This window comes from Flavobacterium sp. 270 (assembly GCF_004368785.1).
In the GTDB taxonomy this organism is placed as follows: Bacteria; Bacteroidota; Bacteroidia; order Flavobacteriales; family Flavobacteriaceae; genus Flavobacterium.
Genome location: NZ_SODM01000007.1, coordinates 1 through 22,713, shown reverse-complemented (window position 1 = coordinate 22,713; position 22,713 = coordinate 1). Strand labels below are relative to the sequence as shown.

Below are 22,713 nucleotides of genomic sequence, written 5' to 3'. Positions count from 1 at the left end.
TTTTTTCGAGCTCTTCTGGGCACAGTTTTGTCATCCCGAGGAACGAGGGATCTCCGCAAGCAGCTCGATTATCAAAATCAATCTTTGTCAAAGTTTCAAACTTTGACAAAGATGAAACTTAACTTTTTGGAGTTTCTTGCGGAGATCCCTCGTTCCTCGGGATGACAAAACCGGGTTAAAAAAAAATAATTCGTGTAATTCGTGGCAAAAACCTAAATCAAAATCTTCTTCAAAGACTCAGCAATGCTTCTCCATAAAAAATTATAAAAAGATTTTTCCTTAATTCTCTCGACTTCTACATCGGCGTTTTTTGGTTTGTCTTTAGAATCATTTTTTACAAATAAATTGACAATTGCCGATTTTAGTTTGGCTACTTTTTCCGGTTTTTTCTTCTTGAATAATTTGACTTTCAAATCGTCATATTCCAGCGAAGCATTTCCTTTTGAAACATCATCATTTCCGTAAAAGTTGAAATGATATTTATTAAATGTTCCGGTAAAAGTGGTGTTCATATACGGTTTGCTAAATCGTTCCATTGCGGCGACATTAAAATCAGCGATTGTTCCTTCAATATGAAAACTGTCTTTAAGATCCAAAACATTAAAATTCCAATTGACATCAAGTTGCGAATCTTTCATAAAGAGGCAACTGATTTTTATTTTCACATCGGCATTTTTTTTCAAACCAAAACCACTTCTCAAATTAAGCGCGCGAAGATTAAATCGGTCAAAATTTAAAATTCCCGGACCTTTGGTAAAATCGATTTCTTCTTCGTAAACCAATTTTGATTTTTTAATTTGTAAAGTATCAATCTGCAATGGAAACTTAATTTTTCGCAATAAAGCATTATAAAGATATTTTTTGCTCAAATCGTCTGCCGGAATTTTATTTCGGTAAATATTGGCGTCAACATGATTCATTACGATTGAATTGGCTTTAAAATAAAAACGATCATTTTTAAAACCCCAATCCATTTTGTTGATTTCTGCAGAATCTAATTTTATGGTGTAAATATCTTTTTCTTTGTCTAATCGCTTCACAAATTCTCTTCTGGAATATTGCGGAATCGACGAAAAATTATTGATTTTGACGTAATTGTTTTCGGTGCTGATTTTGCCAATATTAATATGATAAAAATGACTCGGTTTGTAAAATAAACTGTCGCAAACCAGTGTGTATTTTTCAAATTGCATCGGAATTTTTTCCTTTAATGTTGTATCGGTAATCAGAATTCCTTCCAATTTTACAATGATTTTTTTAATACTGAAAATAGGTTTATTTGTGTTTAAAGAAACTACATCTACAGTTCCGTCATTTAGATAAATATTCGAAACGGCAACAATTTTTCTAAATGGTTCAATAATTTCCGTTTTAATGCTTTTACTGTTGTTCAAAAGCTTTTCGCCTTTTTTGTATAAAATAACGCGCGGTTTATTGATAATAATGCTTTCGGCTTTAATGACATCTCTAAAAGCCAAATCCCAGATATTAAAATGTTTAATTGTAATAGATTCTATTTTAGAATAAAGTCCGTTTTTAGCGTCTTTGGGCTGGTTTTTTGGATGTACTAATAATGTTTCGGCATAGATATTTTGAGAAAAAAGAGAAACTTCAACTTTTTCATAATTAATATTATAAGCAGTTTTATTTTTCTCTTCGATAATAACAGGCAATTGTTTTTTTATCCAATAATTGAGACCAATATTGAGTAAAATGACAAAAATAAAGACTGAAATTACTCCGATTGCTATTTTTTTGTAGATAGACATTTATAGTATTAATTTTAAATACATAAATTTAGACTTTAAAATAAAAAGTTATTTATACGATTTCGTCTTTGCGTTATAAAATTAGAATTATCAATATCCTTTGAATATGAAAATAATAAAAAAAATCCTCCTGATTTTATTGGTTTTAATTGTTGTGCTTGCCATTGGTTTATTTGCTTATATTTTTCACTTAAAGCCTAAGTATGAAGGTGAAGTAGAGCTTAAAAATATTGATAAAGAAACTACCGTTTATTTTGATGATTGTGGAGTTCCTCATATTTATGCCGATTCAGAAAAAGACGCAATGACGGCTCTGGGCTATGTACACGCACAGGAAAGATTATGGCAGATGGAATTGTTGCGCCGAATTGCTCCGGGAAGATTGTCGGAGATTTTTGGTTCTGTGGCACTAAAAAATGATAAGTTTTTCGCCGGAATTGGTATCGAAGAAGCTTCGGCGAAAGCCATAGTAGAACTGGATAAAAACAGCCAGAGTTATAAAATGGCGATGGCGTATCTGGACGGAATTAATCAATATCTTGACGAAGGTGTTACGCCGGTTGAGTTTACTTTGGTTGGTGTAAAAAAGGAAAAGTTTACGATAAAAGACGTTTATAATATTTTTGGTTATATGTCTTTTAGTTTTGCAATGGCTCAAAAAACGGATCCGTTGTTGACCGATATCCGCAATAAATATGGCGACGCCTATTTGAAAGATTTAGGAATTGAAGGAGAATTTAATACCACACAACTTAAAAGTTCTAAAGAGAATTTGGGTGAATATACCGAGATTGCAAAATCGGTTGCTGCATTGCTGGATAAATCGCCGATTCCGCCCTTTATTGGCAGTAACAGCTGGGTTGCCGGACCACATAAAACGAAAAGCGGAAAAGTGATTTTTGCGAATGATCCGCATATTGGATTTTCTCAGCCTGCAACTTGGTACGAAGCTCATTTGGTTACGCCAAAATTTGAATTGTACGGTTGTTATTTGGCCGGAACTCCGTATCCGCTTTTGGCGCACAATCATGATTATGCGTACGGGTTGACAATGTTTGAAAATGATGATATCGATTTTTATCAGGAAAAAAATAAAACTGGCGATGCAAATCAATACCAAACTCCAACAGGATTTAGTACTTACGAAATCATAAAAAAAACGATAAAAGTTAAAGATACTTCTGATGTTGTTATGACGATTAAATCCAGTCGACACGGGCCAATTATGAACGATATATTGGAACGTTTAGACAAAAAAAATCCGATTGCAATGTCGTGGACTTATACGCGAGAACCAATCCAGATTCTGGATGCTGTTTACGGACTTTCGCACGCTAAAAGTAAAGCCGATTTTAGGAATGCAGTAAAATTGGTTGCCGCGCCGGGATTGAATGTTATGTACGGTGATGCCAAAGGAAATGTAGGTTGGTGGGCAACCGGAAAATTATACAAACACAATAAAGGCGTGAATTCGTTTTTGATTTTGGATGGTGCAAGCGGTAAAGATGATATTGTAGAATATTTAGATTTTGATAAAAATCCATCGTCAGAAAATCCAAAATGGGGTTATGTATATTCGGCAAATAATCAGCCGGAAGCTATAGATGGTTATTTGTATCCGGGATATTATCTTCCTGAAGATCGCGCTAAGAGGATTTCTTATTTAATGGATTCAAAATCGGATTGGGATAAAGAAGCGATTAGCAAAATGATTTATGATAACACGTCGTCGACGGCTCCAACAACGGTTCAAAATTTAATTTCGAGTTTAGATAACAGTAAACTTTCCGCAGAAGAGAAACAAGCAATTGCAACTTTAAAATCCTGGAAAGGAACGACTAATCTGGATGATGTAGCGCCAACGATTTACAACAAGTGGATTTATTTGTATCTTAAAAATACTTTTGAAGATGAAATGGGCGTGGACAGTTTTGATTTGTTTTTAGGAACGCATATTGGCAAACAGATTATTGCGCGACAAATTGCCAACGAAAATTCGGTTTGGTGGGATAATATCAAAACAAAAAATATAAAGGAAACCAGAAGTGAGATTGTTTCAAAATCATTTCATGATGCTGTAAAATCGCTTCAGAAACAATTAGGGAATTCAGTTTTAGACTGGAAATGGGAAAAAGTACATACTGTTGAGCACGAACATCCGTTAGGAAAAGTGGCTGCGTTACGTAAACTTTTTAATGTTGGGCCTTATGCTTCGCCAGGTTCAAATGAAGTTATTAATAATTTATTTTTCGGTTTTAGTGATGAAGGGAAATATTATGTAAAAGGCGGGCCGTCAACCAGAAGAATTGTAGATTTCTCTGATATCGAAAACAGCTGGAGTATTTTGCCAACAGGACAATCCGGAAATCCGTTCAGTAAACATTACAGCGATCAGGCCGAAATGTACAATGCCGGAAAGTTTAGAAAAATGAAATTGAATAAAGAGGAGATTATTAAGACTTCTACGAAGTTGGTTTTTGTGAAGAAATAGGTTCAAAAGTTCTGAGCAACAAAGGTTCAAAGTTTCTTTGCGACTTTACGAGATGGATTTAAAGGATATAAAAAAACTGTGTCAAAGTTTTAAACTTTGACACAGTTAAAAGTTAAGATTTTTGAGCCTTTGTAACTATTTAGAAATTTCTTCTAAAGCTTTTTTTCCGCCTTCATTTTTAGGATCAAGTTCTATAGATTTTTTATAATTAGCAATCGCCAATTGTTTGTTTGCTGTGCCTTATCCTGCGCAAAAAGGGTTAAAGTACAACACTGCACTATAAGGCAGAGTACCAGTAGTTTGATTGATTTCTTCATAATGAGAATTACGGGTTTAGATTAGAAAATAATTCGTTTTTGATTGATGATTGAAACTAGATAACAGATAGATATTCAATATGTTAAATCGAAATTACGATTTTTTTATCTGAATAAACTGATATCATAATTATTTAGACGACTGACTTTTTATTTGGTTTCAATATCAACCGACTTTTTTCATTTTTTAAAAAGATTTGTGCTCATAACTCACTATTCTTTTCAATTTCCAATCTTTACCTTTTCTTTCCCATATATGTATAAATTTTCCTGTACCGTTGGGAATGCCATTAATAAAAAAGGTATGTTCACCCAATTGCACGGCGCCAAAATCTCCTAATTTATCAATAGTACATGAATTTAATTTTCTGGTAACATTTTGCGGTCTTGTATATTTTTCGATCAATGCTTTTGATTTAATGTCATTTGGAACGTTTAATCCGTAACGATCATCATAAAATTCAACATCGTCACTAATTATTTTTCTAAAAATTGTCACGTCATATTGGTTAAATGCACTGCCAAAAAGCAGACTATCCATTTGGATAATTTCAGTTTTTAAAGCATCAATTGCAGCATCTTCATTTTTTGTAAGCGCTATTGCCTGTCTACTCAAAAATAACATGAATAGAACTAATGTATTTATCATTGGTATCATGATTATGTTTTTTATTCCGTTATTTAGTTTCAATGTCAATTAATTTCTGTCCATTCTTTCCTAAATAACGCAAAACTAATTGCTCATATACTTTATGACCGTCATCAGCATTTGTAAAAATCAGAAGCCCTTCTTTTGTTTTTGGAAGTATAAAAAACAATGTTTGAACACCTTGATCAGATCCGCCGTGAGATAAAGCATATTCGCCGTTTTCGAGATCATATTTTTCAAAACCTAAACCGAAATGTTTTCCTTTTACAGTTTCAACCTGATTGGAATTCATTTCTTCGAAAACTTTTTTACTCAACCCATCGCCATTCATTACACTGCACAAAAACGTTCCATAATCTTCAATTGTAGTTAGTAAATCGTCAGCAGCATTTGCAGTTTTGTTTTTAAAAATTTCATATGCTTTTCCTTTATTATCGTATCCAATTGCAAATCTTGATTCATCAGTTTTAGAATCCCAAATATATTTGGTGTCGGTCATTTTCAGTGGTTCAAAAATCAATTCTGTTGCTAATTGATTTAATGTTTTGTGAAATTTACTTTCCATCGCTTTTCTCAAATATTCCAAACCTTCTCCCGAATATTGGTATTTTGTTCCAGGCTTAAACTGAAATTCTAATTTTCCGGATTTATTCATAAACCTCCAATTCGCAAAACCAGTTTGATGGCTCAGAATAATTCTCGTAGTCAATAATTTATTATTCGGATCATTTGCAATATCCGGATCTGTCCAATATTTATAAACCGGTTCATCGAGATTCCATTTTCCTTGACTGATTAATTTTAAAGCCACAATTGCGGTCACGGGTTTTGTAAGTGAAGCTACATTCCAAATAGTATTATAAGGCGCAGAAACGTCTTTTTTGAGTTCGCCAAAAACCTTTATTTGTTTTAGTTTTCCTTCTTTGATAATTCCAATTCCTAAGGCAGGAACGTTATTTTCTTTCAGCCATTTTTCGGTTATTTCATTATCGTCAAAAACAGTCGTCTTATTTTCAATTGAACTTACGGTTTGATGATCGTAACTAAGAGATCTGGATAATTTCCATTCCTTATTTTTTAAAAGCCAGACGTGAGTAAATTTGGCAATGCTACCAAATTGTTCGGGTTTTCCATTAGAAGTTTCGTAAAAACGATGCGCTCCCATTTGTATGGCGCCGTATAAAATACCTTTTTTATAAAGAGGAAAAATTTCGGTACTCCCATCAACTAATTCTCTTCGGGATTTAAAGGTCGCTGGTGACCCACACAATCCGCTTTTTAAAGTGTTTAAAAAGCGGGTTTTGTTCGAAATACTGTCTTTGTCATGAAAGAATTCAAAATCTTCGGTCAGTAAATCTTCAAATTGTTTAATGTCACAATTATTAAAACCGATATTAAAAAGCAAACTGTCTTTTGCTATAATGGTTTTATATAATTCTGAGTTTTTTTCTTTCTGAGAGAATCCGTTTTGGATGTGAAAGAACAGTATTCCAATTAAAATAGCTTTTAACTGAAATGAAATTTGATTGATTTTCATTTTTGATTTGATTGATGATTAATGATTTTGCAATAATAATGCAATCAAAATTAACAAAATTGTACAAATGCGAAATCTTATCTTTTTTTTGAAAGAAAATACAAATCGGGGTTAAACATTTTTGGAGTTGTTTTCGTCACATCTTTAAATTGTTTAATAAAATGCGACTGGTCAAAATATTTATTATAAAGTGCAATTTCGGTCAGACTTAATTTCTCTAAATCGGCATTTACCATTTGATCTACCGATTTTCTGAACTTCATAATTTGAATGTATTTTTTAATAGTAAGACCGGTTGCAGTTTTAAACTTAATCTGCAATAAACGCTGCGATAAATTTAAAGATTTCCCGATTTCAGAAACATTAATTTCATCATCATGAACTTTGATGATTTCGCAGATTTTTTCGATTGTATTTTTGTTCGGATTTGAAGTGTTTAATTCTTCAAAAAAGACATTTACAGCGTTTAATAAATCTGAAATAGAGTTATGTAATTCAGTCTCAAATTTATTTAAAAAAGGAAGATCGGTTTGATTAATTCTAATTATAGAATCTAAAAAGTAACTTAAATCATAATTAGGAAACATCGAAAGTGTCCAGATATGAAACTGAATGATTGTGACTTTAGTTTTGGGCTGTATATTGACCAAGACTTTATTGGTCATTTGCGAGCAAAAATAAAATCCCTCGGTCATTACATACTTTTGTTTGCTGGTATGTACTTCTATAGCATTGCCGCTTACAATCGCAAGATTAAAACAGCCGTTGGGTAAAACGAGTTTGTTTTCGATCAGGCTTTCGCCGAAACTATTATCCAGACACCAGATTTTATTTACGAATCGCTCCGATTTTTTGCTTACATAATGTTCAGAATATAGGTTCATTTTTTTTTAAAGGTTCAAAGGTGCAAAGTCTCAAAGGTGCAAAGGTTTCTCTGCCTGCTTTTATGCTATACTTCGGCAGTTATGTATTTAGAATATTTAATGATTTTCTCAGAAAGTCTTTTTTCTAAATAATCATTACTTCCATTGAGTTCATGCAATATTTCTGAAGCTTCTTTTTGATATTCTTTGATTTTTTCTAAAGTCCAGATTTTTGGCGGAATTTGTAGATTCGTTATTCTGTCGGCCAATTTTACTGCCCAGACTTCTTTTGATAATTTTTTAATACGCTCCAAACTGTCTTTCATTTTTTCTTCTTTCGGAAGTTGAGAATTCTTTGTAAGTGCCAAAACTGCCTGAGCAATTTCTTCGTTAAATTCTTGTGCGAGTTCTTCAAATGTAGTTTCTGTATCTTCCAAAATGTCATGCAATAAAGCAACCTGAACAGCAAACTTGGCGTTGAATTCTTTTGTTTTTTCTGAAGCGATTAAGATTTCCATTGCTACATTGCTCAAATGAACAACGTAAGGTATATTGGTTCCTGAAATTACCTGATTTTGATCGGCGTGTTTTTTGGCTGCAAATTTTATAGCGTTTTGATAGAGTGTCTGTAATTTAGGCATATTTTATTTCATTCTAATTTATATAAGCTAAAGATAAAAAACTTTTCCGGTTGCAGCTCTTATATAAACTCAGGATTTTTTATTTTCTATACCTTGATGATTGTAGCTTACAATACGTTTTAGAATCCATTCGTTATTTTTTCGTTCCCAGATATGAATAAATTTTGCAGTTCCAACCGGAACACCATCTTCAAGAAAAGTATGTTCACCTACTTGTACAGCACCAAAATTCCCTAATTTATCTACCGTGCAGGAATTAAGTTTTCGAGTAAGTTTTTTAGATCTGCCACATCTTTCGGTAAACGACTTTATTTCATTTTCCTTAGAAATATTTAGTCCCGAACGATCGTCGTAAAATTCAAGATCATCTGCCATTATTTTTTTAAAAATGTCGATTTTACATTCGTTAAAAGCAACAGTAAAAAGTAAACTGTCCATTTTTATGATTTCGGTTTTCAACTGCGCACTTTTTAAAACTTCATCGTTTGTTTGCGCGGAGATTTTCCACGAGGCAAAGAAAATAAATAGGAGTAAGATTGGTTTTTTCATGATTTTGATTTTTGATTGATGATGGTATTATTTTTTTATGCAAATGATTGTATGCCAGTTAGTAAAAGTAAATATTTTCTTGTAGTTATGATTAAAAAATAAAATTCGTATTAGAATGATGTCACGCCATATCTTTTTCTGGCTGGAACATTAGATGTAAAATGCACGTTTAAATCCTAAATATTTCCTTTCTTTTTAAGTACCTGTGTATTTATTACTTATTTTTACGATCTATATATTAGATTTTACTTGATGCAAACTTCACTTAAAATTGCTGTTGTAGGTTCTGGATTGGTAGGATCGTTATTGGCAATTTATCTTAAAAAAGCAGGTCACACCGTTCATGTTTATGATCGTAGTCCTGATATTCGCAAAATCAATTTTTCCGGACGTTCCATCAATCTGGCAATGTCAAATAGAGGCTGGAAGGCGCTTGATGGTGTTGGAGTTGGCGATTCGGTTCGAGAAATCGCAATTCCGATGGACAAGCGTGCGATACATTTGGTCGATAAATTAAACTTTCAGAACTACGGTCAGGAAGGAGAATCCATTTATTCGATTTCAAGAGGAACTTTAAATCGAAAAATGATTGATCTTGCCGAGCAAGCAGGAGCTGAATTTTTCTTCGATCAAAAAATCTGGGATGTTACGCTGAGCGATGCAACTTTGCATATTGGGGAAACCGAAAGAGGCGAGTGGGAGGAAAAGAAATTTGATATGGTTTTTGGTGCCGATGGTGCTTTCTCGAGAATCAGACACAGAATGCAGCGTCAAAGCATGTTTAATTATTCTCAGGAATTTTTGAATATGGGTTATAAGGAATTGAATATTCCGGCAAATTCTGATGCTTCTCACAAACTAGATAAAAATTCTTTTCATATTTGGCCTAGAGGCGAATATATGTTAATTGCGCTTCCTAATCTGGACGGAAGTTTTACGTGCACTTTGTTTATGCCTTTTGAAGGTGAAAATTCTTTTGCATCGCTTACTGATCGTAAAATGGTAGAGGATTTCTTTGAGAAAAACTTTCCCGATTCGATCGATGTAATTCCGGAATTGGCAAATGATTTCTTTAAAAATCCGACAAGTACTTTGGTAACAATGAAATGTTTTCCGTGGACGTATGAAGATAAAATTGCTCTAATTGGAGATGCCTGCCACGCAATTGTTCCGTTTTACGGACAAGGAATGAATGCAGGTTTTGAAGATATTACGGTTTTGAATGAAATGATCGAAAAATATGGCGACGATTGGAAGAAGATTTTCTCAGAATATCAGATTTCAAGAAAACCAAATGCAGATGCTATTGCAGAGCTTTCGTATCGTAATTTCATGGAAATGAGTACCAAAACTGCCGATGAGAAATTTTTATTGCAAAAGAAAATCGAAAAAGCATTTTCAGATAAACATCCAGACAAATGGATTCCGCTTTACAGTCGCGTAACATTTAGTGACCGTCCGTACGCCGAAGCTTTGGCAATTGGAGATTTCCAAAACGGAATCATGGAAGAAATTTTAAGAATCGATAATATCGAAAATATTTGGAATACTCCAGAAATCGAAAATAAAATTTTAGAATTACTAAATAAATAGTTTTAAACCATATAAGTGATATAAGTAAATTTAAGCTTTGCGCTTTTAAATGAACTTATATCACTTATATGGTGAAATGTTTTTCTACTTTTTGAATATTTTAGACAAAACACCAAAAACACCTCTTATAAAAGTAGCGCTTGTTACTACTTTTAAAACCGATTTTGTAACTACTTCTGTAGTGCTTGGTTCTGTTTTTGAAGATTTTGCTGGAGACTGTTCTTCTTGTTGAGCATTTGCTTGTTGTGCATTCTCAATTTTTTTGGTCAGGATTTCGTAAGCACTTTCGCGGTCAATTTCCTCACTGTATTTTTTAACCAATTTCGATTTGCTGTTGATCGTTTCAATTTCATCAGCAGATAAAATATCCATTCGGCTCATTGGCGCGCGCATCATGGTAGCAACAAGCGGCGTCGGAATACCTTTTTCATTTAGGGCAGTTACCAAAGCTTCTCCAATTCCTAAACTAGTTAATAATTCATCAGTTTTATAATATTCTGAAGTTGGATAATTATCGGCAGTTTTTTTAATTGCCTGTCTATCATTTGCCGTAAAAGCTCTTAAAGCATGCTGGATTTTTAGACCTAATTGTGCTAAAACACCACTCGGAACATCCATTGGGTTTTGAGTCACAAAATAAACACCAATACCTTTTGAACGAATTAGTTTTACAATAGTCTCAATTTGTTCCAAAAGAACTTTACTTGCTTCATTAAAAATCAAATGCGCTTCATCAATAAAAATGACTAATTCCGGTTGCTCTGCATCTCCTTTTTCGGGCATTTGCTGATAAATTTCGGCCAGTAAACTCAACATAAAAGTCGAGAATAATTTTGGTTTATCCTGAATATCCGTCAAGCGGATGATGTTTACGTAACCTTTTCCGTTTTCATCAATTCGCATTAAATCATCAATTTCAAAAGACATTTCACCAAAAAACAAATCAGCGCCTTGTTGTTCTAATTCGATGATTTTTCTAAGAATAGTTCCGGTAGTTGCAGTAGAAATTTTACCATAACTGGCAGCAATTTCATCCTTTCCTTCTTCGGTAATATAATTGATAACTTTCTTAATGTCTTTCAGGTCTAATAAAGGCATATTGTTATCATCGCAATATTTAAAAATAACCGATACAACGCCGGCCTGCGTATCATTTAAGTCTAATATTCGGGAAAATAATACAGGTCCAAATTCAGAAACCGTAGCACGTAAACGAACACCATTTTGTTTCGACAAAGACATTAGCTCAACCGGAAAAGAAGAGACGCTATAAGGAATGTCAATTTTGACATGACGTTCTGTAATAAAACCTTCCTCTTTTCCTTCTTTTGCAATACCGCTAAAATCACCTTTTATATCCATCATTAAAACAGGAATTCCAGCATTAGATAACTGCTCAGAAAAAACCTGAATCGTTTTTGTTTTTCCAGTTCCAGTCGCGCCGGCTATAAGCCCGTGGCGGTTTAGGGTCTTAAGAGGAATTTTGACATGAGCTTGTGCAATTGGTTCACCGTCTAAAATTGCACCGCCTAGAATAATTGCATCTCCTTTTGATTGATAACCGCTATTTATCTCTTGTATAAAATTTTCTTTTCTACTCATGTTTTATTTGTAATTTAGATGATTATAAGAGCATTGCTGTAATATTTTAACATTTTTACGTGTTATTTTTTAGTAGGAAAAAGCTTTTTTCTATTGAAAAATCAATAAAAAAAAATTTCGCAGCTTTTTAAGAAGATATCAAAAGAATCTTTGAATATTTACTAAAACGTTGTAATTTTCCCATTAATAGACCTTTTTTTTGTTTTATCTAAAAAATGACGCTGGCAAATTAATGAGATATTTTTTAAATAGGCGTTAAATTTCGATCAATTAAATTAAAAAAAGTTTTTTTATTTAAACTAAACGTATAAATTTGCTCCTCTACAAGTTAAATATAACTAAAAAATAAAAATTATTTAAAACTATTAAAATTAAAAAAAATGGCAAACGTTAAAGTTAAAAAAGAAAGCACTTCAAATGGAGGAGGAATGATTACTGGAATCATTATTGTAGCGTGTATCTTAGTTGGGGTATTTCTTTGGAAAGTGGTTATGGGTGATGCTGCTAACTTCGAAGGAGGTGATGCTGAAAAAGGTCATCCACTAAATTTATTAGGTACAGTATATAAAGGGGGGTTTATTGTACCAGTATTATTAGGTATGCTTTTAATGGTTGTTGTTTTCTCTATTGAAAGATTTATCGTTATCGGAAAAGCTGCAGGAAAAGCTAACTTAGATACATTTATGAAAAATGTACAAGCAAGCATCAAAGAAGGAAACATAGAGGCTGCTATCGCTTCATGTGATAAACAACAAGGTTCAGTTGCAAATGCAATTAAATCTGCTTTGGTTAAATATCAAGATGTTAAAAAAGAAGGTTTCAATAGTGAAGAAGCTTCAGAAGTAATACATAAAGAAATCGAAGAGGTAACTTCATTGGAAATGCCAATGCTAGAAAAAAATATGACCATTATTTCTTCATTAGTATCATTAGGGACTTTAGGTGGATTATTAGGAACTGTATCTGGTATGATTAAAGCGTTTGGTGCGCTAGCTTCTGCTGGTACTCCAGATCAAGCTGCTCTTGCAACAGGTATCTCTGAAGCACTTATCAACACTGCAACAGGTATCTCTACTTCTATCTTAGCAATTGTATCTTACAACTTCTTTACTGCTAAAATTGATGATTTAACTTACTCTATCGATGAGGCTGGTACTACAATTGTAAATACTTACAGAAGATTCAGAGGAAGTTTGAAACAATAATTAATTTTTGATATTAATAATTAGTATTAATTTTTATCAAAAAAATAAAATAAAAGAGAATGGCTAAAATAAAAATGAAAAAAAAGTCAACATCGACAGATATGACTGCCATGTGTGATGTTGCGTTCCTTTTGCTTACGTTCTTTATTTTGACCGCTACTGCTAAAGTGCCTGAAGCACTTCCTGTAGATATGCCTTCTTCTACTGTGCAAAGTAAATTACCAGATTCAGATTTGGCGATTATTACAGTTGGTAAAGGAAAAGTATTTTTCGACATTAAAGGAAGAGAGATTCGTAAAAGAACTCTAGAAGGAATGGGCGCGAAACTTGGTGTAAATTTTTCAGAAGATGATAAAGCTAAATTTGCTTTAATGGATGACTTTGGTGTACCATTGACAAGTTTAAAAACCATCATTGATATGAAAGCGGCTGATAGAACTAAAGCTGATCAACCTGGAATCCCAATGGATTCTTTAGATAATCAACTAAAAGAGTGGCTTTTGGTTTCAAGAAGAGCTGCGATTGATATTGATAATAAAGAATTGCAAATTGCAATAAAAGGTGACGCTAAAGAAGAATATCCACAAATCAAAAAGATCATGGATATTTTACAAGATCAAAAAATCAATTCCTTTAACTTAGTTACTGGTATGAGAGGAAGAGACTTTTAATTTAAAAAAATATACACTAAAATGGCTGAATTAAATACCGGCGACGGTGGTGGCGGAAAAGGTGGTAAAGTAAGAAGTAAAAAGCAAAATTCTAAAGTCGATTTAACAGCGATGGTAGATTTGGCATTCTTATTGATTACATTCTTTATGTTAACCACATCGTTGTCAAAACCTCAATCAATGGATTTGTCATTGCCTGACAAAGATCCAGATGATAAAACTCCTCCAGTTAAAGTAGATGAGAATCGTACAATGACAGTAATGTTAGGAGCAGATAATAAAATGGTTTACTATATGGGTTTATTAGCAGCGCCTAAAATAGGGCCTAAAGATATCACATATGGTAAAGATGGTATTCGTAGAGAATTATTAAAGCAAAAGAAAGAAGTATTAGCTTATTCTACAGCTTTAGGAAAACCAAAGAACGGAATTATAGTTATTATCAAGCCGACTAAGAAATCAAATTACCGTAATTTGGTTGATATGTTAGATGAGATGGCTATTACGGGAGTTGATACTTATGCTATTGTTCCTGAATTTTCGCCAGAGGAAACAAAATTGATTGATAAGCAACCGGAGTAATCCAAGTTTCTTCAACCTAAAAATCAAGAAAAATGAAGTTAGATATTATAAAAAATCAGTGGCTTGATATCGTATTCGAAGGACGTAATAGGATATATGGTGCATATGAGTTAAGAAAATCGAATGGAAAAACTACTGTGAAAGCATTAGTTATCGGTTCGCTTATTTTTAGCTTTGCTGTAGCAGCTCCTCTTATTGCAAGTTTGTTACCAGATTCTAAAGTAGAAGATGAAAATAATGATATTAAGATCGCAACGGTAAAATTGCCTCCTAAAAAAGAGGAAATAAAACCTAATCAACCGCCACCACCACCACCGCCACCAAAAGTGGATCAGGTAAAATTCGTTAAGCCTGTGGTTGCTAAAGCAAATGAAGTTACTGAAGATCCACCAAAGATTGTAGATCTTAAGGATAAAAAAGTTGGTAACGAAACTATCAAAGGAGATCCAGATGCAGTTTTAACTGTTGATGAGCCAGTAGGAAAAGGTCCTGTTGCTGAGATAGTACAAGAAGATAACAACGTTTATAACACGGCTGGTATCGAAGTAAAACCAGATTTCCCTGGAGGAATTGAGAAATTCTACAAATTTGTAGGGAACAATTACAAAACTCCAGAAGAAGAAGGTTTAAAAGGTAAAGTTTACGTTACGTTTGTAGTTGAAAAAGACGGTTCATTAACCGACATTAAAGTTTTAAGGGATATCGGTTACGGTACAGGGGCAGAAGCAATTCGTGTTCTTAAAAAATGTCCAAAATGGACTCCCGGCGAGCAAAATGGTAAAAAAGTTAGGGTACTATACTCTCTTCCTATTACTATTCAATCTGCAGAATAATGTTAAAAGATATGCTTAATAATATTCAGAAGAAATCGCTCAAAGAGCGATTTCTTCTTGTTTTAGGAATACTGTTTTTTTTAATTTATCTTGTACTAGGTTTAATGATTATGTTTTGGAAGAAACTACCTTTAGACATGGAGCCGAAATACAGATATGCTTTTGGTGGATTGCTGATCGTTTATTCAGGAATTCGTTTTTTGAGATTAATTAATACAAACGCAGAATAATTTTATGGTAAAATATAGTAAAGCTTTAGGTTTGTTTGTATTTGTCTTTTTGTTTGCCATGTGCAACCAAAAAAGCAAGAACGAGGCAGATAAAGAAACGATTTTGAAAGGATCAATAGATCTTACTGTTGATGAAACAGTAAAACCAATTGCAGAAGATCAGGTAGCTGTTTTTGAAGGAACTTACTATGGTGCCAAAATTGCTATAAAAGCAAAATCTGAAGCTGAACTTATAAATGATTTATTAAATCAAAAAGCAAAAGTTGTTATTACAACTCGTGATTTGACTCAGGCAGAAAAAGATAAATTTCAAAAAAGTAAAATTAATCCAAGAGTTACGCCTTTTGCTTCAGATGCAATTGCTTTTATTTCGAACAAAAGCAATAATGATACATTAATTGCGTTGAAAACGGTAATTGATTTTATGCAGGGTAAAGCAGATCCAAGAATTAAAGGTCTTGTATTTGATAATCCAAATTCAAGTACAGTACGTTACATGAAAGAGCTGGCAAAAGTAAAAGACATTCCGACAAGTGGAGTTTTTTCTTTCAAAACCAATGATGAAGTTATCAAGTTTGTTTCTGAAAATGACGGAATGATTGGGGTAGTTGGAGTAAACTGGCTTTCACAGCCTTCTCCAAATATGCTTGATGTCTTTAAAAAAATAAATGTTTTGAGTGTAAAAGGACTTAATGACGATAAATATTACAGCCCAACTCAAAATGACCTTGCCGAAGAGAAATATCCTTTGGCACGCGATTTGTTTATTATCAATTGTCAGGGGTATACTGGGTTAGGAATGGGCTTTGCTTCATTCATTTCTGGAGATATTGGACAAAGAATTGTTTTAAAATCTGGATTACTGCCTGTGAGAACTCCAGGAAGAAAACTTAAAATTAGAAGTCAAATTATAAACGATAAAGAATAAATTAATTACAATAAAGATGAATAAATTTAAAATTTTTAGTCTTGCCTTAGTTGCTTCAGCTTCTGTAGCAAAAGCGCAAGATATCAATCAAGCAAAAAAGGCAATCGATGCTGAGCAATTTGAAAAGGCAAAATCATTGCTAAAATCAATTATCAAAGCTAAACCTTCTGATGGAGAAGCTAATTTTGTTTTAGGAAATATTTATTTGAATCAATCTGTTGTAGATTCTGCGAAAATATATTACTTAAACGGATTAGAAGCTTCTGATAAGAAAAACTTAAACTATATTGGTTTAGGACAATTAGATCTTGATTCTAAAAATACTGCTGGGGCACAAGCTAATTTTGGTTTAGCAACAAAAGATATGAAGCGTAAAGATGTAAATGAATTTATTTACATCGGTAGAGCTTATATGAACTCTGATAATCCAGATTATAAAAGTGCAGTTACTGTTTTACAGCGTGCTTTAGCTGTTGAGCCTCAAAACGCTCAAGCTCTTTTAGCAATTGGAGATGCTTATTTTGGAGCTAACAACCAAAATGACGCTTATAAAGCTTACCGTGATGCATTTACTGCAGACAACACTTTGTTAAGAGCTAAAATGCAGTCTGGAGTTTTATTAAAAAATGCAAAATCTTATGATGAAGCAATTAAATCTTTTAATGAAGTTATTGCTTTAGATGCTAATTACGGACCGGTTTACAGAGAACTTGCTGAAACGTATTACAAATGGGCTAGAAATAAACCTTCTACTTCAAAAGATAATTTGCAAAAAGCAATTACTAACTATGAGAAATATTTGAGTCTTACTGATTATTCAATGGATTCTAAAATGCGTCACGCAGATTTCTTGATTTTAGTTAAAGATTATAAAAGTTTAGAAACAGTTGCGAACAAAATGATCGCTCAGGATAAAGTAAACCCAAGAATCTACAGATACTTAGGTTATGCTGCTTACGAAAACGGAAACGTTGATGTAGCGATTAAATCTATTGAAGATTTTATTAAAGTACCTAATAACAAAGTGATTGGAAGAGATTATTTATACTTAGGTTTGTCTAAAATCAAAAAAGGAACAAGCGCAGACGGAGTTGTTGATCAGGCAGCTTTTGATGCTGGTCTAGCCGATATCAAAAAAGCAATTGAATTAGATCCTTTAGTTGTAGAAGAACTTGCTGATTTAGGAAAAGCATTGTTTGGAAAAAAACAATACGCTCAAGCAGCAGCTATTTTTGAACTTGGAGCAGCTAACAAAGAATCTAAGAATTATTTAGATGATGCAGTATACTACGGAATTTCTGTTTATTATGGAAATGCAGGAAAACCTGCTGAAAGCCGTGATAAAGCTGCTTTAGAAAATGCAAATGCTACTTTTGATAAAGTATTAGAAGCATCTCCAAGCTATGACGAAGCTTACTTATACAAAGGAAGAATCAATAGTTCATTAGATAAAGATGATTTGATTATCAAAAATTACGAAGAGTACGTAGCAAAAACTACTGCAAAAGGTGCAGAAGAATTGGCAAAACCTGCAACGGTTAAAAAAATTGTTGAGTCTTACAATGCAATTGGTGCAGCATATGCTAATACTGATAAAGCAAAAGCAGTTGAATACTTCAATAAAACTTTAGTTTTAGACCCTGCAAATACTTACGCAGCTCAATCAATAAAAGCTTTAAAATAATTTAGATTTTAATCTAATTTAAAACCCGATAGTTCAAAAAACTATCGGGTTTTTTGTTCCGTATATTATTGACTATCTTTGTACTTTAAAATAAAGTAATGTTATCAAAAGAAATACAATTAGAAGTAAATAAAGGAGCAATGCTGCCTTTGATGGAAGAGTTTTACACCATTCAAGGAGAAGGTTTTCATACCGGAAGAGCTGCTTACTTCGTAAGAATTGGAGGTTGTGACGTAGGTTGTCACTGGTGTGATGTGAAAGAGAGTTGGAATGCAGAATTACATCCGCCAACAAGTACTGATGTAATTGTAAATAATGCTGCAAGTTATGCAGATACCGTTGTAGTAACAGGTGGTGAACCATTAAGCTGGGACATGACTTTACTTACGCAGCAATTAAAAAATAAAAATTTAAAAGTTCATATTGAAACTTCAGGAGCATATCCGTTAAGTGGAACTTGGGATTGGATTTGTCTTTCTCCTAAAAAAAATAAATTACCAACTCAAACCGTATATGATAATGCGCATGAGTTAAAAGTGATTATTTATAATAAACATGATTTTATTTTTGCCGAAGAACAAGCAGAATTAGTAAACGACAACGCAATTTTGTTTTTGCAGCCAGAATGGAGTAAAAAAGAAGAAATGACACCACTAATTGTTGATTATGTAATGAACAATCCAAAATGGAGAGTTTCGCTTCAAACACATAAATATTTAAATATTCCTTAAATATTATAAAAAAATCTCTTCAACTGAAGAGATTTTTTGTTTTGATTATTAAATACACACACTGTGTAATAAATATACTATTTGATTACTTCCAGTTTTTATATTTTTTTAAAGAGGTAATATGAGCCAGATGATGGTTCCCATGCCAGGCATAAGAGCCAATTATTTGTTTTATTCTGTATTCTGTATTGTTTTCAGGATGAATAAACGATTTTTCTAAATCAGCTTCTGACAAATTTTTCATTATAAAAGCCAGTCTGAAATGTAAACCTTCAAGCAAATAAATAGTAGGTTCAATTGGCATTTCCAGATCATCGGGTAAATCGGCCCATAAAACTTCATCATAAGCTTTTATTACAGGATTGTTTTCTGTCAAGGCCCATTTAATTCTAATAAAACAATTCATATGGCTTTCTGCACAATGATGAATTACTTGCCTAACAGTCCAACCATCCGGACGATAAGGCGTGTCAAGTTGTTCATCAGATAAATGAATCGTTTCTTGTTTTAATCTTTCAGGGAATAGTGCAATTTCTTCAATATTGTTACTAATATATTCTGGTGAATATATTGAAGGAGCAGTGAATTTTCCAATCGGATATTTCAATTTTTCTAAATCTGATTCATTCATAAACTTTGGTTTTATAAATTATATCGAAAGTTTCGCCAAATAATCATAATGCTCGCCTTCTAAAATGAGCTCACATTTTAACCCATTTGCAATTGCAGCATTTTGAAGCGTATTATAATCTAAATATAACCAATTAAAAGGCTCTTCTTTTTCTCCTTTATAAGAAATATTAAAAACAAGTTCGCCGTAGTAATCATTATTAGACGGAATCCATTTACCACCATCCTCATCTTCGTCAAACATATAGATAATATCAGAACTATCTAAAAGAATTTGTCCGCCTGAATTTAAAAGAGATTTTAATTTTGATAAAAATTGATTACAATTATCTAGTTTACCAAAAATTCCCACACCATTCATCAATAATATAATAGTATCAAATTTTTCACCTTCAAAATCTAATATGTTTTGAACTTTAGCATTCTTAACGCCCCGAAGTTTACAAGTTTCAATTGCTTTTTCAGAAATATCAATAGAAGTAACCTCAAAATTACGGTCGTTTTGCAAAGATAAACTATGGCTTCCGGCTCCGCAGCCAACATCTAATGTTTTTCCAGTAGCCAATTGCAGTGCTTTTTGTTCCAATTTAGGCATTTCGTTATAAGATCGAAATAAATAATCTACACTCATTTCGTCTTCTTCAGAAATAGAAGTTTCGGTAATAATATCCTCAGGCGAATTATTAGTCTGAAAATCATACATTGCCTTTCCAAAAAGATCTTTCATCGTATTTTAGTTCAAAGTTTAAGGTTTCAAGTTTAAAGTTGTTTAATTTTGCAGCTCAACTTTAAATATTAAACTTGAAGCAGATTTTAAATAACTTAAATAAGTTAGCCAAAGATAAGCATATCGAAAATAAAAAGTATTTTGATAAGCTGAAAAAGAAGCAGCCTAAAAATTTAGATTACGTAATGCAGGATTTGCACGATACAGAATTTAAAAAAACGGATTGCTTGCAGTGCGCCAATTGCTGTAAAACAACGGGTCCATTATTTACATTAGCAGATATTGAAAGAATTGCAAAATCTTTCAGGCAAAAGCCACAACAGTTTATTGAACAGTATCTTCGAATTGACGAAGACAAAGATTATGTGCTCCAAAGTGTTCCTTGTACTTTTTTAGACAATGAAAATTACTGTATGATTTATGATGTTCGTCCAAAAGCATGCAGAGAATTTCCGCATACAGATCGCAAGAAGTTCCATCAAATAGCAGATCTTACACTTAAAAATGTTGCTATCTGCCCCGCTGCATTTAATATTGTAGAAGAAATGAAAAAGAAACTTCCTCTATAAGAACTTAAATATTTTGTAATTGTTTTTCGGAACAAATCATTTTCGCATTTTTAAACGTATTTTTGAATTAAGCGAAAGCTCATGTATTAATAAAAGACAATAAATTGAATTTAGAATATTTTATAGCAAAAAGACTAATTACTGCCAAAGATTATAAAAGCAGTATTTCGGCACCAATTATAAAAATTGCCATTTCGGCTATAGCCATTGGTATAATTATGATGCTGGTTTCTGTCGCTACCGGAATTGGTTTACAACAAAAAATACGCGATAAAGTTTCAGCATTCAATGGCCAGGTTATCATTTCAAATTATGATAACAATAATTCTGAGGTGACATTAACCCCTATTTCAAAAAAACAGAATTTTTATCCTAATTTCAAATCTGTTCCAGAAGTTAGGCATATTCAGGCGATAGCTACTAAAGCCGGAATTATTAGGACAGAAAAAGCTTTTGAAGGAGTTGTCTTTAAAGGTGTAGGAGGAGATTATGACTGGAATAATATAAAAGAGTATTTGATAGAAGGAAAACTTCCAAATTTTGCCCAATCTTTAAATGAAGATGTCTTAATTTCTAAATTTCTTGCAGATCGCCTTGGTTTAAAAGTCGGAGACAGTTTTAATACCTTTTTCATCAAAGAAGAACAAGGAAAAATGCCAAATAGCCGCCGATTTAAAATAAGCGGGATTTTTAGTTCAGGATTTCAAGCGTTCGATGCTACATATATTATAGGAGATATTCGCCATATACAGCGAATCAATAAATGGACTCCTGATCAAGTTGGAGCTTTTGAAATTTTTGTAAAAGATTTTGATAATATCAAAAAAACAGGAGAACAAATCTATGAGCAAACATCATCAAATTTAGATACCAAAACCATAATCGAAAAATACAGTTACATTTTTGATTGGTTGCAGCTTTTTGATTTTAACATCGTAGTTATTTTAGGAGTAATGATTCTTGTCGCCACTATAAATATGGTAGTAGCTTTATTAGTTCTTATTTTAGAGCGTACACAAATGATTGGAATTCTAAAATCATTAGGAGCAAATAACTGGACCGTTCGAAAAATATTTCTCTACAATGCTTTTTATCTAATAATAAGAGGGCTCTTTTGGGGAAACCTAATCGGAATTTCGATACTATTAATACAACAGCAATTTGGAGTAGTTCAGCTCAATCCAGAAAATTATTATGTCAATCAAGCACCAGTATATTTAAATTGGGTTTACATTATATTACTAAACATAATGACAATTACCATATGTTTTATCGTTCTGCTAATTCCTTCTTATATTATAACTAAGATATCGCCAGTAAAAGCAATTCGTTTCGATTAATTTCACACACCTATATAGTAGTATAATTTCATCTACAACCCGACAGTTTTTCAAAACCTGTCGGGTTTGTTTTTTTAGTGCTTTATATATAAAAGAGTAAATAATTGGAATTTGTAATTTAAACAATTGGAATTTAAGAAAGATAAGGAGCTTGATCCTGCTGTCCTTCCAAATCTTTTGGGGGCGAACCCCGCCCCAAAAGGATTTTCCCTCCCATCAGGGCTAAGGCAGTAGTTTTTAATAGATTCATTTGTGCTGTATTTAAAGAATAGGAGATAAAAAAAAGAAGAAACTCAGCGCCTCTGCGTCTCTGCGAGATTAAAAAAACCAGCAAAACCAGCGCTTGGCGATTTAAAGATCCAGCAGAAAACCCGCTAAAAAGGAGAAAAAGGCTCAAGGGCCTAAGAAAATTCCCAGAAAGGATAAAAAAAGTGATTTTGTAAAGAGGCTGTTATCAGAGTGTTAAGGGAATAATTGAAAAAAGATGGAAAAAATATAAAATAAAGGCTTTAAAATGTAAATAAAGGTTGTAGTTTTGCACCCGCAGAAACGCAGACGTTCACAGAAAACAT

At 32.7% G+C, this 22,713-nt stretch carries 21 protein-coding genes; 12 read left to right on the top strand and 9 right to left on the bottom strand.

The window, feature by feature from the left end:
- Window positions 1–212: 212 nt before the first annotated feature.
- Window positions 213–1,769 (bottom strand): hypothetical protein, encoded by a 1,557-nt coding sequence (locus EV144_RS21400; RefSeq protein WP_134151184.1) that lies wholly within the window; start codon window positions 1,767–1,769, stop codon window positions 213–215.
- Window positions 1,770–1,875: 106 nt separating this feature from the next.
- On the opposite strand from EV144_RS21400, the gene EV144_RS21395 reads away from it, so the two are divergent.
- Window positions 1,876–4,260: a penicillin acylase family protein gene (locus tag EV144_RS21395; RefSeq protein ID WP_134151183.1), complete on the top strand. Its 2,385-nt coding sequence runs from the start codon at window positions 1,876–1,878 to the stop codon at window positions 4,258–4,260.
- Window positions 4,261–4,764: 504 nt separating this feature from the next.
- On the opposite strand, the gene EV144_RS21390 is transcribed toward EV144_RS21395, so the two are convergent.
- The 5 genes from EV144_RS21390 to EV144_RS21370 form a co-directional block, all read right to left on the bottom strand.
- Window positions 4,765–5,235 carry a DUF4440 domain-containing protein gene (locus tag EV144_RS21390; RefSeq protein WP_134151182.1) on the bottom strand — a complete coding sequence of 157 codons (471 nt, stop codon included), beginning with the start codon at window positions 5,233–5,235 and terminating at the stop codon, window positions 4,765–4,767.
- Window positions 5,236–5,254: 19 nt separating this feature from the next.
- Complete coding sequence (locus EV144_RS21385) at window positions 5,255–6,763, bottom strand: serine hydrolase (protein WP_134151181.1); 1,509 nt, start codon at window positions 6,761–6,763, stop codon at window positions 5,255–5,257.
- Window positions 6,764–6,840: 77 nt separating this feature from the next.
- Window positions 6,841–7,647, bottom strand: a complete 807-nt coding sequence (locus EV144_RS21380; protein WP_134151180.1) for a helix-turn-helix domain-containing protein — start codon at window positions 7,645–7,647, stop codon at window positions 6,841–6,843.
- A 65-nt stretch (window positions 7,648–7,712) separates the two neighbouring features.
- Complete coding sequence (locus EV144_RS21375; protein WP_134151179.1) at window positions 7,713–8,267, bottom strand: HD domain-containing protein; 555 nt, start codon at window positions 8,265–8,267, stop codon at window positions 7,713–7,715.
- A gap of 69 nt (window positions 8,268–8,336) precedes the next feature.
- On the bottom strand, window positions 8,337–8,816 hold the full coding sequence (locus EV144_RS21370; RefSeq protein ID WP_134151178.1) for a nuclear transport factor 2 family protein: 480 nt from the start codon (window positions 8,814–8,816) through the stop codon (window positions 8,337–8,339).
- Between the two features lie 252 nt (window positions 8,817–9,068).
- Here EV144_RS21370 and EV144_RS21365 point away from each other — a divergent pair, with 252 nt between their 5' ends.
- Window positions 9,069–10,409: an FAD-dependent oxidoreductase gene (locus EV144_RS21365; RefSeq protein ID WP_134151177.1), complete on the top strand. Its 1,341-nt coding sequence runs from the start codon at window positions 9,069–9,071 to the stop codon at window positions 10,407–10,409.
- 84 nt (window positions 10,410–10,493) lie between these two features.
- Here the strand turns inward: EV144_RS21365 and EV144_RS21360 are convergent, their stop codons facing one another.
- Window positions 10,494–12,011 (bottom strand): helicase HerA-like domain-containing protein, encoded by a 1,518-nt coding sequence (locus EV144_RS21360; protein WP_134151176.1) that lies wholly within the window; start codon window positions 12,009–12,011, stop codon window positions 10,494–10,496.
- 380 nt (window positions 12,012–12,391) lie between these two features.
- Here EV144_RS21360 and EV144_RS21355 point away from each other — a divergent pair, with 380 nt between their 5' ends.
- From EV144_RS21355 to EV144_RS21320, 8 genes are all read left to right on the top strand, one after another.
- Window positions 12,392–13,216, top strand: coding sequence for a MotA/TolQ/ExbB proton channel family protein (locus EV144_RS21355; RefSeq protein WP_134151175.1), 825 nt, complete (start codon window positions 12,392–12,394; stop codon window positions 13,214–13,216).
- 59 nt (window positions 13,217–13,275) lie between these two features.
- Window positions 13,276–13,887 (top strand): ExbD/TolR family protein, encoded by a 612-nt coding sequence (locus EV144_RS21350; RefSeq protein ID WP_134151174.1) that lies wholly within the window; start codon window positions 13,276–13,278, stop codon window positions 13,885–13,887.
- A gap of 21 nt (window positions 13,888–13,908) precedes the next feature.
- Window positions 13,909–14,469, top strand: coding sequence for an ExbD/TolR family protein (locus EV144_RS21345; protein ID WP_134151173.1), 561 nt, complete (start codon window positions 13,909–13,911; stop codon window positions 14,467–14,469).
- A gap of 32 nt (window positions 14,470–14,501) precedes the next feature.
- Window positions 14,502–15,302, top strand: a complete 801-nt coding sequence (locus EV144_RS21340; protein ID WP_134151172.1) for an energy transducer TonB — start codon at window positions 14,502–14,504, stop codon at window positions 15,300–15,302.
- The gene (locus EV144_RS24390; RefSeq protein ID WP_134151171.1) at window positions 15,302–15,532 is read left to right on the top strand and encodes a hypothetical protein; all 231 of its coding nucleotides are present in this window, start codon (window positions 15,302–15,304) and stop codon (window positions 15,530–15,532) included. Before EV144_RS21340 ends, EV144_RS24390 begins: the two co-directional genes overlap by 1 nt.
- A gap of 4 nt (window positions 15,533–15,536) precedes the next feature.
- Complete coding sequence (locus EV144_RS21330; protein ID WP_134151170.1) at window positions 15,537–16,460, top strand: PstS family phosphate ABC transporter substrate-binding protein; 924 nt, start codon at window positions 15,537–15,539, stop codon at window positions 16,458–16,460.
- A 16-nt stretch (window positions 16,461–16,476) separates the two neighbouring features.
- Window positions 16,477–18,144, top strand: coding sequence for a tetratricopeptide repeat protein (locus EV144_RS21325; RefSeq protein ID WP_134151169.1), 1,668 nt, complete (start codon window positions 16,477–16,479; stop codon window positions 18,142–18,144).
- Window positions 18,145–18,242: 98 nt separating this feature from the next.
- Complete coding sequence (locus EV144_RS21320) at window positions 18,243–18,875, top strand: 7-carboxy-7-deazaguanine synthase QueE (protein ID WP_134151168.1); 633 nt, start codon at window positions 18,243–18,245, stop codon at window positions 18,873–18,875.
- Between the two features lie 85 nt (window positions 18,876–18,960).
- Here the strand turns inward: EV144_RS21320 and EV144_RS21315 are convergent, their stop codons facing one another.
- Both EV144_RS21315 and EV144_RS21310 read right to left on the bottom strand, forming a co-directional pair.
- Window positions 18,961–19,506: a YfiT family bacillithiol transferase gene (locus tag EV144_RS21315; RefSeq protein WP_134151167.1), complete on the bottom strand. Its 546-nt coding sequence runs from the start codon at window positions 19,504–19,506 to the stop codon at window positions 18,961–18,963.
- A gap of 18 nt (window positions 19,507–19,524) precedes the next feature.
- Entirely contained in the window at window positions 19,525–20,232 is a 708-nt protein-coding gene (locus tag EV144_RS21310; RefSeq protein WP_134151166.1) for a class I SAM-dependent methyltransferase, read from the bottom strand.
- Window positions 20,233–20,306: 74 nt separating this feature from the next.
- Here EV144_RS21310 and EV144_RS21305 point away from each other — a divergent pair, with 74 nt between their 5' ends.
- Together EV144_RS21305 and EV144_RS21300 are read left to right on the top strand one after the other, a co-directional pair.
- Window positions 20,307–20,801: a YkgJ family cysteine cluster protein gene (locus EV144_RS21305; protein ID WP_134151165.1), complete on the top strand. Its 495-nt coding sequence runs from the start codon at window positions 20,307–20,309 to the stop codon at window positions 20,799–20,801.
- Between the two features lie 104 nt (window positions 20,802–20,905).
- Window positions 20,906–22,141: an ABC transporter permease gene (locus EV144_RS21300; protein ID WP_134151164.1), complete on the top strand. Its 1,236-nt coding sequence runs from the start codon at window positions 20,906–20,908 to the stop codon at window positions 22,139–22,141.
- Window positions 22,142–22,713: the final 572 nt, after the last annotated feature.